This window comes from Wolbachia endosymbiont of Drosophila leontia (assembly GCF_028981785.1).
GTDB lineage: Bacteria > Pseudomonadota > Alphaproteobacteria > Rickettsiales > Anaplasmataceae > Wolbachia > Wolbachia pipientis.
Window position 1 is genome coordinate 1 of record NZ_JAPQLK010000082.1, and the last position, 12,477, is coordinate 12,477.

11 protein-coding genes and 1 tRNA gene are annotated in these 12,477 nt (G+C 34.7%); 5 read left to right on the forward strand and 7 right to left on the reverse strand.

Annotated elements, in window-relative coordinates:
• Positions 1-342: 342 nt before the first annotated feature.
• On the reverse strand, positions 343-2,151 hold the full coding sequence (locus tag OZD63_RS02765) for a peptidylprolyl isomerase (protein WP_274980126.1): 1,809 nt from the start codon (positions 2,149-2,151) through the stop codon (positions 343-345).
• 331 nt (positions 2,152-2,482) lie between these two features.
• Between OZD63_RS02765 and OZD63_RS02770 the strand changes: the two genes are divergently transcribed.
• Positions 2,483-3,085: a cell cycle transcriptional regulator TrcR gene (locus tag OZD63_RS02770; RefSeq protein WP_275008058.1), complete on the forward strand. Its 603-nt coding sequence runs from the start codon at positions 2,483-2,485 to the stop codon at positions 3,083-3,085.
• Between the two features lie 199 nt (positions 3,086-3,284).
• Positions 3,285-4,688 (forward strand): transcription termination factor Rho, encoded by a 1,404-nt coding sequence (rho, locus tag OZD63_RS02775; RefSeq protein ID WP_274979680.1) that lies wholly within the window; start codon positions 3,285-3,287, stop codon positions 4,686-4,688.
• A 166-nt stretch (positions 4,689-4,854) separates the two neighbouring features.
• Here rho and OZD63_RS02780 read toward each other — a convergent pair whose 3' ends face one another.
• Both OZD63_RS02780 and OZD63_RS02785 read right to left on the reverse strand, forming a co-directional pair.
• Positions 4,855-5,331, reverse strand: a complete 477-nt coding sequence (locus OZD63_RS02780) for an RDD family protein (protein ID WP_006279800.1) — start codon at positions 5,329-5,331, stop codon at positions 4,855-4,857.
• Positions 5,332-5,353: 22 nt separating this feature from the next.
• Complete coding sequence (locus OZD63_RS02785; RefSeq protein WP_275008059.1) at positions 5,354-5,869, reverse strand: RDD family protein; 516 nt, start codon at positions 5,867-5,869, stop codon at positions 5,354-5,356.
• Positions 5,870-6,013: 144 nt separating this feature from the next.
• Between OZD63_RS02785 and icd the strand changes: the two genes are divergently transcribed.
• On the forward strand, positions 6,014-7,441 hold the full coding sequence (gene icd, locus OZD63_RS02790; RefSeq protein WP_274979682.1) for an isocitrate dehydrogenase: 1,428 nt from the start codon (positions 6,014-6,016) through the stop codon (positions 7,439-7,441).
• A gap of 27 nt (positions 7,442-7,468) precedes the next feature.
• Positions 7,469-8,107 (forward strand): endonuclease III, encoded by a 639-nt coding sequence (gene nth, locus OZD63_RS02795; protein WP_006279797.1) that lies wholly within the window; start codon positions 7,469-7,471, stop codon positions 8,105-8,107.
• 117 nt (positions 8,108-8,224) lie between these two features.
• Here the strand turns inward: nth and dapE are convergent, their stop codons facing one another.
• On the reverse strand, positions 8,225-9,421 hold the full coding sequence (dapE, locus tag OZD63_RS02800) for a succinyl-diaminopimelate desuccinylase (RefSeq protein WP_274979683.1): 1,197 nt from the start codon (positions 9,419-9,421) through the stop codon (positions 8,225-8,227).
• 42 nt (positions 9,422-9,463) lie between these two features.
• Here dapE and OZD63_RS02805 point away from each other — a divergent pair, with 42 nt between their 5' ends.
• Complete coding sequence (locus OZD63_RS02805) at positions 9,464-10,744, forward strand: iron-containing alcohol dehydrogenase (protein ID WP_275008060.1); 1,281 nt, start codon at positions 9,464-9,466, stop codon at positions 10,742-10,744.
• Between the two features lie 170 nt (positions 10,745-10,914).
• On the opposite strand, the gene OZD63_RS02810 is transcribed toward OZD63_RS02805, so the two are convergent.
• The 3 genes from OZD63_RS02810 to OZD63_RS02820 all read right to left on the reverse strand — a co-directional run bounded on the left by OZD63_RS02810 (position 10,915) and on the right by OZD63_RS02820 (position 12,470).
• A tRNA-Met gene (locus OZD63_RS02810) sits at positions 10,915-10,987 on the reverse strand.
• Positions 10,987-12,279 carry an adenylosuccinate lyase gene (gene purB, locus OZD63_RS02815; protein ID WP_038250082.1) on the reverse strand — a complete coding sequence of 431 codons (1,293 nt, stop codon included), beginning with the start codon at positions 12,277-12,279 and terminating at the stop codon, positions 10,987-10,989. Before purB ends, OZD63_RS02810 begins: the two co-directional genes overlap by 1 nt.
• Positions 12,276-12,470 (reverse strand): hypothetical protein, encoded by a 195-nt coding sequence (locus OZD63_RS02820; RefSeq protein WP_274979686.1) that lies wholly within the window; start codon positions 12,468-12,470, stop codon positions 12,276-12,278. Before OZD63_RS02820 ends, purB begins: the two co-directional genes overlap by 4 nt.
• Between the last annotated feature and the right edge of the window lie 7 nt (positions 12,471-12,477).

Here is a 12,477-nt window from a genome sequence, read left to right on the forward strand (position 1 = left end):
TGAGAAGGAACTGCTACTCAAGTGTTATTTGCTTAACAAATTTACTGAAATAGGCATGGCTAAGTTTGAGATAGCTTCATGAATTTATTGTACGTTACCTACTATCCGAAGAGCGATGCAACAAAGCCCACTGGAATCCAGCCTTTTTTTAATCATTAAAACGTTGTATTTTAACATAAAACGGCTACTTTTATGCTTACCAACTTAATAAAATTCCTGGATCCCAGTGTCTGGGCACTGGGATGACATCCTTTCTAGTGAAGATTGCTCTCAAATCGCAATGTTCGTACAGTTGTGTGTCTGGGCACTGGATGCGTTTGAAGCAACTTATAAGATTTTTGATTATATATCATCAAGTATAGCGTGATTAACTTCGACTTTATACTTTGATTCCAGATAGCTAATTAATTGCTCTTTTAGCGATATCATCACACGTTTTCCGGTGTCAAGCATGTTTAATTTGCCATTTGATGAATGCATTTCTTTTAGAACACCTATTATAATTTCATTATTGTATTGAATAGGATCTGTCACTGAACCAGTTGTTTTCATATTGAAAATCTCTTCTACAAAAGAAAAGGGGTAGTTTTGTTGATCCACTTTATTGCGGTGCATCTGCTGACCTTTAACTAATTCCACACCTTGAATTTCTTCCAAATCTGTTTTTTCTCTTAGTTGAACTGCAACCTCTTGCCCGAGTTTAAACATTCTTTCTTTTATAAACTCACTACGCCAAGGCTCTACCGCTAATGCCTTGCCTTCTTCAAAACTTTGCAATTTGGGTGGAACGATATCGACGATTTTTACACTAACAACAGCGTCCCCAACGCCCTTAAAATAACCTTTCTGATCCTTTTCTCGCGAAAAAATGAAAGAAATCAAATCACCAGAATCTCCTACGTTATTACCGCTTTGATCTTTTCCACTCGCATCTACTGGACCAATAGTTTGTATAGGTAAATTATATTCACTCGATATTTCTTCAATTTCTGAACCATTGTATATCTTATAGTTCACTTGGTTTATGAAATCATTGACTCTTTCAAAAGACTTTTGGTTAGTTAGAACTGACTTTATGTCTTTTTTTAAATCAACTAAGTCTTCATCAGAGGTTTGATGCGCACTTTCCACTTTTACTATGTGCCAACCAAAACTGCTTGCTAAAACATCACTTACTTCACCTACTTTAAGAGCAAATACCTTCTCTCTCACGTCTTCTGGTAAAAAATCCTTAGTTATATTATTTACTCTAGTTTCCTCAAGTTTTGCTTTGCCAAACTCTTCTACTATCTGTTCAAAGCTTGTTTTACCCTCCTCAAATGCTCTTCTTGCTGTCTCAGCTTCTTCTTTGGTAGAAAATATTGCATTGAATATATCTCTTTGATTTTTAAGTTCTTGTTGTTCTATTATACCATCAACTTCTTCATCTGAGATCTTGATTTGATCTTCAAAATACTTTTGGCCTAGGGAAATATATTGCGCAGTTCGATACTCAGGACAATAAAAATGGGATTTATTTCTTTCGTACAAATCAAGTAAGGCTTGATCATCTGGTTCAGGAATGTTTGTAACTGCATCTTCAGTTATTTTAACAATATCAACTACTCTAGTTTGGTAGCGACTTTTGTATATCTGCCCATCAATTTTCTCGCCAAAAGTTACTGGATAATTATCTTTAAATAATGAAGTCATGAACATCATTGCAGGCAGGACTTTCTCTAGCTTTGCTATATACTCTTTCTCTGTCATATGCAGGTCATTTAGCGTTTCATAGAATTTATTTTTGTCAAATTCACCTTTATCATTTTGAAAGTATTTGGTGTTTTTAATATGGTTTTTTATAGATTCTTCTCCAACTGTCAACCCCAGCTCACTAGTTAGGTTAAACAATAGTTTTTGCTCTATAAGTGCGTTAAGCAAATCATATTTCAGCTTTTTTACTTGTTCTCTACTCGCATCAGATCCAGAAATTTGCTTTTCATAATTTTGATATAGTGATTTATACTCATCTGACGTTATAACTTCTTTTCCAACCCTAGCTACCTCTTCTTTTTCATCATCACCTGATAAAAGGTTGCCAATTCCCATGAAGATTAACAAGCAAGCTAAAAGGACAACGGTTACTTTAGTGAAAAAATTTTTAACATTCATTTTAAACCCAGTTAATTAATGATTAATTATAGAATAGTGATAATTTAATGCTTGTAAACCTGTTGCTTTATTAGCTAATATATATAATATTACAATATATTAACTTAAAATTTAACTCTCTAATCTTAAATAGGAACATATGTTTAACTGAGTTATACTATACCTTAGGAAGGGGAAATATTTTGTTTGAAATATGCTCAAAGGTAAGCGCATTTAATTAACTTAAGAGGTGGGAAGTGACAAACAAAAAGTTATTGAATGACAAAATTAATGCTTTTTTAGTTTTAATAGTTTATATTTTAGCTCTGTATAACAGTAAGGGATACTTTAAATGGGAGATGCTTTTTTGATGTCAATCGAATCTTCTAAGGGCAATAACGATAGAAATAAACAGTTTCTAGTGCAAATAGCTGCTTGGTTAGTAGACAACACTGGTTTAACTTTTAATCAAATAGCACAATGTTGCAGATTGGCCCTTGAAGAAGTACAAGACATAGCTGATGAGGAAATAGAAGTAGAAAAATATAACCCTATTATTTCTGGAATAATTACTGAAAAAGAAATCGATGATTGCAAAAAAAATTCAAATCGTGTACCAAATTTGATTATAAAAAATATAAAAAAAAGAAGTAAAGCGATTGGTAGCATTCTTGGCTTTGCCTCTACGGCAAGACGTAGAGATAAACCTGATGCGATTTATTATTTAGTAAAAAAATTTCCTATCTTGGACGATAACGTTATAGCTAAATTAATTAGTACAACAAATTACACAGTTGAGCAGGTAAGAGATGGATCTCATCATAACATGCAAAATATAAAACCCCAAGATCCTGTACTACTCGGCTTATGTAGTCAAGAAAATTTAGAAGCAGAAGTGGAAAAAGCAAAAGTAGAAGAGGAGAAGCAAGAAAGGTTAAAAAAATATAAAGAATAGCTATTGAAAATCCTCAAATTTTTGTGTTTTGTTAACATTAAATTAACTTGACTTGCTAGTGTTTATTAGTATAATGTAAGTAAAGTACGGGGTTTAATGATAATTAAGCTTAGTACGCACTGAAACTAACTCAGCCTAATTTATTATCTTGTAGTCACATTTTAGGTTAGTAAGCATCAATTAAAATTTTTCGAGGATTATGACAACAATCAATGAAGATGTTTTGGCAAAAGGAAAGGTTACAGCTCAACCTGAAAAAAGTGAGCAAATTTACAATAACGATACAGTAAAACAGATGGTCAATGAAGGTACTGAGAAAAACAGAAAAACATTAGATCTGAGCGAATTAAAAGAGAAAACAGCAGAAGAATTGTTAGAGTTAGCTGAAGAAAGAAAAATTTCAACTAACGGTAAAAGCAATGGTAGAATGCTAAAGCAGGAAATAATATTCAGCTTAATGAAAAAAATGAGTGAAGAAGGAGGCATAACCACAGGGAGTGGAATAGTGGAAATGTTGCCTGATGGTTTTGGTTTCTTACGTTCAGCAAGTGCAAATTATGCCCCAAGTACCGATGATGTTTATATTTCTAACGGGCAAATAAAGAAGTTTAATTTACGTACAGGAGATATGGCATATGGAGAAATAAGGCCACCTGGTGATAAAGAGAGATATTTTACTTTAACTAAGGTTCAAAGTATAAACTCTACTGAAGTAAGTGAATTAAGAAAGTACGTCCATTTTGATAATTTGCTTCCTCTTTATCCTGAGGAAAGCATAGTACTTGAGTGTAATAATGGTGATGATAAAAAAGGCTTAAGCATGCGTGCTATAGATATAGTAGCTCCTCTTGGAAAAGGGCAAAGAGCGTTAGTAGTTGCTCCACCTCGCACAGGAAAAACTGTATTGCTTCAGCAAATGGCTAACTCTATAGCTATAAATCACCCTGAAGTAGAATTAATAGTGTTACTTATAGGTGAAAGACCTGAAGAAGTAACAGATATGATACGTTCTGTAAAAGGTGAGGTAGTAAGTTCTACGTTCGATGAGCCTGCTTACCGTCACGTACAGCTTGCTGAAATAGTAATAGAAAAAGCTAAAAGAATGGTTGAGCATAAAAAAGATGTGGTAATTCTACTTGACAGTATTACTAGACTTGCACGTGCTTATAATGCGGTTATTCCTTCGTCTGGGAAAGTTCTAACTGGTGGTGTAGATTCAAACGCACTGCAGAGACCAAAACGCTTTTTTGGAGCAGCTCGTAATATTGAGAATGGGGGTTCTTTAACTATAATCGCCACAGCTCTTATAGAGACTGGTTCAAAAATGGATGAAGTTATTTTTGAAGAGTTTAAAGGTACAGGAAATGCTGAGATCATACTTGATAGAAAACTTTCTGATAAACGTATATTTCCAGCTATTGATATTACAAAATCCGGAACAAGGAAGGAAGAGCTATTAGTTGATAAGGCTATACTAAATAAAATATGGGTGGTGCGTAGGATACTCAATCCTATGGGACCCGTTGAAGCAATGGAATTTTTACGTGACAAACTACTTTTAACAAAGAGCAATGCTGACTTTTTTAACTCCATGAATCACTAAAAGTAAGCCAGTTATGATGGATATGCTGAGCAAAAAGTAAAACGCTCTTATAGCTAAAATAGTTTGGATTTACCAAAATATATTTATAGTTAAGTTGGCAATTTACCTTAAGTTAGCGCGTGACACTGGAATGACACCCTTGGTGGCAGACAGCTAAAGGAAAATATCAACTAGGTTTATAATCTATCACTACCGTGTTTGCAATTTTGTCGTGAAAAGCTTGTTTATGTTCATCACCTACTGCACATACTAAAACTAAGATTAGTATAGCTAAGAATAAAATAGGATTACAAAGTGATATGCAATAAATTATAAAAAGAGCTATAGTCCTTTTCATTGCTTGCATTGTAGTGATTGACTCAAATGTATCTTTGTCTTTTACACGCATGCTAAATAACAAGTGTCCTGGAGTGCCGCCAAATTTTACTAGCATGAATATATGAAATATACATGGTATCATTAAAAATAAAGAAAATACAATCGTGGTGATTACAATTATTGCACCCATGATCCCTTGTATTGCGTGTGTAAGTGAGAAACCCACCGCCATTAAACCAAATGGTATTGCGATAAATAAAATACAATCAACTATAAATGCTAGAGTACGTCTTGTCATCGTTGAGTAGTTTACTTTTTTATCCATGTACTACCTATAAAGAAAAATATCAACTAGATTTATAGTCTATCACTACTGTTTTTGCAATTTTATCGTAAAAAGTCTGTTTGCGTTGATCAAATACTGCAAACAAAAATAAAATTAGCACAGTTAAAAGATATAGAAAAGTATAACCATGATAATGCAGACGAAGCAAAAAGCGAAAAATAATCCAGATGCTTCCCTTAGAAATACATCTTATTGTTGCTTGCACTAGGGTAGCATTTGTAAATGTATTAGCATTTTTAATATGCATACCACACAATAGTTTTCCTGGGGTACCACTAAGTTTTGTTATCATTAATATTTTGAATACTGTTAGTACTAATGTTGAGATCGTTATATAAGCTACAAGTGATATTGTTGTTACTAGTTGTTCAATTTCCTGAACAAAATCTTCATCACTTAATAACATAAATACAACATAGATAAAATCAGGAGAAAATATGAGAAAGTCAAGTACTTCTGCCACAATACGCCTTGCAAACCCTACATAATTTACTTTAACATTTATTTCAGTATTCATAACCCACCTATATTTCATAATATCATCATATAATATAAAAATACGTTATTAAATAACCGTAAATATACTAATTTGGGTAATATTAGCTACTTGTGTCACTCTATTATTTGAATTAACATTAAATCATTTACAGTTAGGGAAGTTATGTCAACACCAATCACAGTTGCATATGGCGACGGTATCGGACCAGAAATTATGGAAGCGGTGCTGTCGATATTGCACGAAGCAGAAGCGAAAATCTCAATAGATATTATTGAAATAGGTGAGCGTGTTTACAGTAAAGAATGGTCTCACGGAATTTCTCCAAGTGGTTGGGAATCAATTGAAAGGACAAAAATATTATTAAAATCTCCGACAACAACTCCTCAAGGTAAAGGCCACAAGAGCTTAAATGTAGCGCTCAGAAAGAACCTAGGGTTATATGCAAATATCAGACCATGCATTTCATATCATCCTGTTATAGAAAATAAATTCGATAAGTTTGATATCGTAGTAATACGTGAAAATGAAGAGGACGTTTACACCGGAATAGAGCACAGGCTCACTGGTGACTCTTACCAATGCACTAAAATTATTACTAGATCCGGCTCAGAAAAAATATGCAGGTACGCTTTTGAATATGCAAAAAAACATAGTAGAAAGAAGGTAACTTGTCTTACTAAAGATAACATAATGAAAATGACTGACGGAACTTTCCATGCGGCGTTTGATCGTATTGCAAAGGAATACCCGGACATAAAGGCAGAACATTATATAGTCGATATTGGGATGGCACGTGTTGCCACAGAACCGGAGAATTTCGATGTTATAGTAACCGAGAACTTATATGGCGATATATTATCGGACATTGTGGCGCAAACCTCTGGATCTGTTGGACTCGCTGGAAGTAGCAATATAGGTAATGAATATGCAATGTTTGAAGCAGTGCACGGTTCTGCTCCTGATATTGCAGGAAAAAACATAGCTAATCCTTCTGGACTTTTGAATGCTGCAGTGCATATGTTGGTCTACATCAGTCAAGTGAGTACTGCAAAACTAATTTACGATGCATGGCTCAAGACTTTGGAGGATGGAATACATGCCGCCGATTTATATAAAGAGAAAAAGAGTAAACAGAAAATTGGTACCAAAGAATTTGCAGAAGCCGTTATAGATAATCTAGGAAAAAAACCGAAAACATTATCTGAGCTTACAGTCGGTAGCAGTACAAATAGCAAAATAAGTGAAATACAAAATAGCTATGAACAGGACTATAAAACCAAAAAGCTAGTAGGTAGTGATATAGCGCTTGCTTGGGACAAATCCAGCAACTTTGACCAAATAGTTAGGTTATTTGAATCGAGTAATCTGCAAATGATAGCAATATACTCAAAAGGTCTTGCGATTTGGCCAGGAAACTCAAAACCTTCAAGTGATCAAATAACCTGTAGGTTTATCGCAAATAATGAAAAGCAAGCTATTACAAATAGTGATGTGAATAACTTGCTAATCAAACTTGAAGAACACAATTTTGACGTGGTGAGAATGGACAAATTGTATTTGTATGATGGGAAAGAGGGGTTCTTTGTTTAAATATTTAAAAGAGGTGTGGTAAATGAAATGGACTCAAAAAAAGTAGAACTAATATTTGAAAAGTTTCAACAATCAAATCCTGCGCCAAAAATAGAGCTAAATTATACCAATCATTTTACGTTACTGGTTGCGATAGTTTTATCAGCGCGGACAACTGATGTAAGCGTTAATAAAATTACAAGAGAACTATTTAATATCGCTGATACGCCAGAAAAAATGCTGAGCTTTGGGCAGAGTGAGCTGAAAAAATGCATAAGCAGTATTGGTTTATATAATTCCAAAGCAAAAAATATAATCGGGCTTAGTAAAATATTGGTAGAACGATACAACAGCAAAGTACCTACTAATTTTGATGATTTGGTGTCTTTGCCTGGAGTGGGGAGAAAGAGCGCTAATGTGTTCTTAAATTCGGGGCTTGGCATTCCAACATTGGCAGTTGATACTCACGTTTTTAGAGTGAGCAATAGAATTGGGCTTGTGAAAGAAAAAGATGTGTTTAAAACAGAGCAATCTCTTTTAAATGTGGTTCCCAAAAAATACCTGCTTTATGCTCATCATTGGCTAGTTTTGCATGGTAGATATGTTTGCAAAGCACAGAAACCTTCGTGTGAAACGTGCATAATTCATGATTTATGTGAATTTGAGTGCAAAAGGTATAAAGTCTAGTATTTCTTCTTTTGTCATCCAAGTAGCTATAGAAACGAAAAAACTTACTTGACACATTTTGCTGGAATGATACAAATCATTATTCAAACAACAGTTATGCAAGAGATCTGATTACATCTAAGCTAACAATGGACCACTAGGTATATTACTAACCACGTTGACCTGATTCAATATTTTATTAGTGGGATTGAAATAATTTTCTATAAATTCCTTATATATAGCTGTTAACTTGTGTATATCGTTTACTGATACGCATTCGTTTATCTGATGTGCAGTTTTGTTGATTATACCAAATTCAATCACTGGACAAACATCTTTGATAAACGCAGCGTCAGATGTGCCACCACTTGTGCTCAACGCAGCATCAATACTGGTAAATTTATTTATTGCATCAAGCATAATATCAGTATTCCTATCGGGAGTAGAGAGGAAAACGTCCCTGCTGCTATGCATAAAAAGCTTATAATCGTTGGTTACACTAGAGCATATTTCATCAATTAGCTTATATAAGCCACCCGGTGTTTGTTCATTGTTATATCGAATGTTAAAACGTGTAGTTGCTGAGCCAGGTATTAGATTGCTAGTATTATTTCCAACATCGATAGTAGTAACTTCGCAATGTGAAGGCTGAAAATATTTATTACCATGATCAAAAGTAGTATTTTTTACCTTACTCAATGTCGATATTACCTTATATATTGGATTGTCTGCTAGGTCTGGGTAGGCAACGTGCCCTTGTTTTCCATGGCAAATTAATTCAAATGTTACAGAACCTCTTCTGCCTATTTTTATGGTATCACCTAATTTCTTACTACTGGTTGGTTCGCCAACCACACAAAAATCTATCTTTTTCTGCTTATTTTTCATCCATTCCAAAACTGCCTTTGTTCCATATTCTTCCATGCTTTCTTCAGCACTGGTAATCAATGCACTTATCGAACCATTAAATTGAAACTTCTCTGCAATCAAATTTACCATAGCAGCAATAAATGCAGCTACTCCGCTTTTCATATCAGCGGCCCCTCTTCCATATAGCATTCCATCCCTCACTTCTGGATTAAATGGACCAAATGCCCAATCTTTTAACTGACCCGGTGGTACAACATCAACGTGCCCAGCAAAGCACAAATTTGGTACTCCATTTATATATTTCGCATAAAGATTTTTAACTTTATCACCAAATTCTAAAATCTCACAATCAAAGCCGCTCTTCTTGAAGATTGTTGCTATATACTCTATTGCCCCGCTGTCTTCTGGTGTTATACTCTCAAAAGAGATCAATTTCCTAGTTAGCTCTACAGGGTCAATTTTCATGTCAATCTTAAAATACTTATACTGCTATATTGTAAACACTCTATGCACTATTTAAAACAAATATTACATCAAACTGAACAAACTTTTCTAAGGGAAGTAATAACAGATTACTACCTTGCTGATGATATCTATGAAATATGCACACGACACGGAAATGACGTCTTTCTAGTTGCAGATAAAAATACAGCAAAACTTTTAAACAAAAACGTACTTAATAAAATTCCTAACTTAATTATTCCAGCTCCACCTGTCATTCCAGCGCGTGACACTGGAATCCATAAGTTGTTTTCCTGGATCCCAGTGTCAGCTACTTGCATGACACCAAGCAGAGCTGCCTCTCTTGAAACCGTAAATCTAGTTAGAAACAAAGCAAAAGACAGTGACTTAATAGTTGCATTTGGTAGCGGCACTGTTAACGATATCTGCAAATATGCAAGCTACCTCGAGAAAAAAGATTATATATCGTTCCCAACAGCCGCTTCTATGAATGGATATACCTCTGCAAATGCTTCAATATTAGTAAATGGATATAAAAAATCGTTCAAAGCACATCTTCCAAGAGCAGTATATATAGATATAGACATACTTGCCAATGCACCACTGCGTCTCACATTAAGCGGATTTGCAGATTTCATTTGTCGTTCAACAGTTCAGGCTGACTGGCTACTATCTCATTTGTTGCTTGGCACAGAATACAATGAATTACCTTTTACACTTGTTCGCGATTTGGAGCAAATTTTGCTAAGAGAGTATACGGCGCTTACTAAAAGAAGTAGAAAAGTGGTCCTATTACTTATGGAAGTTCTACTAATTTCAGGACTTGGAATGGTAATATCAAAAGGCAGCTATTCTGCAAGCCAAGGAGAGCATATGATAGCTCACGCAATGGAAATGGTAACAAGAGATCATTCCTTACTACATGGCGAAAAAATTGCTGTTACGACGATTACCATGGCTAATTTGCAGGAAAAGATATTATCAATACAAAACCCGATTATCAAACCGACCACTTTAGATGTAAAACATATAACTCAGTGCTTTGATAATATCGAATTTGTAAGAACTTTTGAACAGAAGCAAATTATGCAGCAAAAAATCCAAGAGATTATTTGTAAAGAATGGCATAATATTTCCAGTTTAATTAAGCAAAATTTACTACCTGCAAAACACCTGCAAAAAATATTTGAAGATCTATCAATTCCACACTTACCAGAGCACCTCGGTTGGAATAAAGAACAATATTGTAAAGTGGTCGATCTTGCGTTTACAACAAGAGATAGATTCACCTTTCTTGACTTAGCTAGCTGCACAGAAGAAAGTTAAGTTTTGTAGTGAAATTCTGTCATTTAAAGAGATCATAGGCCAAAAGCTAAACCCTTTTCACAATCTCTTATCCATTGTCTCCTCACCTGAGTGGATATACAACTCATTCCAAGTAACTGACACTGGGTTTCACCAATAGCACTGCTTTGCTAAACATAGTTTAGTTCGAGTGGCTGAGGAGGGACTTGAACCCCCGACCAAGAGATTATGATCCTCCTGCTCTACCAACTGAGCTACTCAGCCTAATTAAAAACCTTATTATACACACGATCTATATGTTTCGTATAATACTTCAAATCAAACAAAGATTCAAGTTTTTCCGAGTTAATAACCTTAAGTAAGGGTTTATCTTGTTTCAATTCGGCCAGAAAATCACTGTTGTTTTGTTTCACTTTCATTGCATTGCTCTGAACAATTTTATACGCCTCTTCCCTCGCCAAACCACTATTTACTAACTCAAGCAATACACGCTGTGAGAAAACTAAACCTTTTGAAGAATTTAAGTTCTTTTCAATGTTTTCCTTATTGATCACCAATTTATCTATCAAATCTGTTAATCGCACTAAAGCAAAATCCATTGTTATACAAGCATCAGGAGCAATGCATCTTTCCACAGACGAGTGTGATATATCGCGTTCGTGCCACAATGCAACATTTTCTAACGCAGGAAAAACATAACTGCGTATTAAACGTGAGAGTCCAGTCAGATTTTCACTTAAAATAGGATTACATTTGTGTGGCATAGCAGAGCTTCCCTTCTGCCCAGTGGAAAAATGCTCAGAAATTTCGCCGATTTCAGTTCTTTGCAAATGACGAATTTCAACAGCAACATTTTCTATTGAGCTTGCAATCACTCCCAAAACTGAAAAGAACATAGCATGTCTATCACGAGGAATGACTTGAGACGATATGATTTCAGGTATGAGTCCTATTTCTTTCGCTACATATTCTTCAACAAACGGATCAACATTTGCAAAATTGCCTACTGCACCTGATATTTTACAAATTGAGATCTCTTTTTGCGCGCTAATTAATCTCTGATAATTGCGTTTAAATTCAGCATAAAATCTGGCAAATTTTATTCCAAGAGTTGTTGGTTCTGCATGCATTCCGTGACTGCGTCCAACACAAACAATATCTTTATAGTCCTCAGCTTTTTTTTTCAATGCTGCAAGTAAATTTTTTAGATTCTCGAGCAAAATATCACAGGACTCTTTCAGTTGCACCGCAAGGCATGTATCCAAAACATCAGAACTTGTCATTCCATAATGAAGATAACGAACATCAACTCCCGCTTTTTCAGCAACATATGTCAGAAAAGCTATAACATCATGTTTTACAATGGATTCAATTTCGTTGATACATTCAACATCAAATTCAATAGCACCAGAGAGGTTCTCAGCAATATTATTCGGAATCACTCCTAACTTTGCTTGAGCTTCACACGCTAATTTTTCTATTTTAAGCCATATATTAAATTTATTATTTTCCTCCCAAATGGAAGACATTTCTTTTCTGCTATAGCGGGGAATCATTTTTGATTTATTCCAATAATGGTGTCATTCCAGTGCGTGACACTGGAATCCAGATATAAAAGTATTTGCAAATTATTCAATGGACAACGGATTCTAGAAGCATAAAATAATGTCCATGATGAAATAAACTGGATCCCAGTGGGCTTTGTTGCATCGCTCTTCGGATAGTAGGTAACGTACAATAAATTCATGAAGCTA